Source organism: Faecalimonas hominis (genome assembly GCF_054660755.1).
In genome coordinates, this window is record NZ_BAAHSH010000062.1 from 1 (window position 1) to 1,623 (window position 1,623).

Sequence of the window (1,623 nt, forward strand, 5' to 3'; positions counted from 1 at the left end):
ACAATAAAGGTTCTAAGTCAATAGTTGGGGTGGGATTTTAAAAATCCCGCTCCATTGTTGTGTTTAAAGGTATTTTAGTGTTGCCATGTAGTAGAACCTGTTTTATTGCATGGCAAACAAACCTTCAAGTGCCAGTCTATTAAAATTAATCGGTTATAAGAAAAATGCGAGTTCTGAGATGTTGGAAATTTCTGATACCGTATGAGGTTCGTTTCAGAACTTTTATTTTATTATTGAAACCTTCGGTTGGACCATTTGTGATATGTGCATATTTAAAAGCATTTAGGATTTCTTTAGACCATGCACGATAGGTTTTGGCGACTTTCTCAAATTCATTTAATCCAGAAGATTCGGCCATTTTAATCCAATCGAAGAAGTCTTTTCGCTGTTCGGAATACTTAGTATTCTGACAGAGTTCATAAAATTTTTCTTTTAAATAATGAGCTCTTCGCAGGTCATCGTTATATAGAAGCATCAAATCACAGGCTGCCTTATTCTCGTCTTTGAGTTTATTATATCTGCTTAAGATCAGTGTTCTGCTTCGTTTGTAATATTTTCTAAGACGTGCAGGCATTGTTTTTTGCAATCTTTTACGTACTCCTTCGATAGCCCAAGTGGTTTGTCTAATGAAGTGATATTTATCAATAATGACTTCGGCATTCGGAAAGTAAGACTACGCCAGCTCTATGTATGGTTTCCACATATCACAAACAAAGTGTTTTACTCGATGTCTTTCATCCTTAGGAATAGAAGAAAAGTAAGACACCAAATGACTATATTGCCTGTCAGGAAGAATGTCTAGAACCTTATGCTTTACCGGATCAACCAGAATACATTGGAATTTACCGGTGGAAGCATTTCCACGGAACTCATCAATAGATATGGAAGTGGAAAACTTTCTTCTGGAGTAAGCGATCGTATTTAAAACCCTTCCAACAGTGGCAGTAGAAATATTAGCCTGTCTTGCAGTCTCCTTGATGCTTTGAGAGTTATGCAGAGAAGTAGCAATAAAAGCAGTCAGTCTTGCAGTTCTCTGGAAGTATCGAGGAAGGAAAGAATAGCTTTCATAGAACCGTTTTCCACATTTGCATACATACCGCCTTTTGCGAAGAACGAGATAGCAATGTTTCAACTGAAAAGGTAAATCCTTAATAGTTTGATAACGGTAATCATGAATACGTTTTGTAGTGGAACCACAGCAAGGACAGACCTGTTCATGAGGGTTGGTTTCTAAATAGATTTTCAAAAAAGTATCGGCGTGATGAATTTTTTTGATAATTACATCTTCAATATTTAAAAGTTTGTTGGTATAATGACTATGCATAATATGTGCACCTCCTAGTGGTTTGTGTGATGACTGGCACTGGGAGGTTTTTCTTTTTATTATAAATGAAAAATGCTGGGATAGATGATTAATTTAAAATCATCCACCCCAACATTTATTTTAGAGCCTTTTTAACGTCTTTTTGGCATTTCCCATGCGTTGTGATCCGTATGCAAAAGCATATGTGCTTTGTGAGATAATGGTTTTTCCATAAAGTCTTCATACAGTTTTAAAACGTCCTGATTTTCATGAGAAAAACGTATTTTTGCATTCTTATCAAGGTAATATAAATTTTGACC

Annotated in this window: 1 protein-coding gene and 1 pseudogene; both read right to left on the minus strand. The window is 35.7% G+C overall.

The features are described from left to right. Positions 1-145: 145 nt before the first annotated feature. Positions 146-1,324 (minus strand): annotated as a pseudogene (locus ACYQ35_RS10655) (ISL3 family transposase). Positions 1,325-1,455: 131 nt separating this feature from the next. Next, positions 1,456-1,623: iron hydrogenase small subunit (locus ACYQ35_RS10660; RefSeq protein WP_459833312.1), on the minus strand; the 168-nt coding region annotated here is incomplete at its 5' end.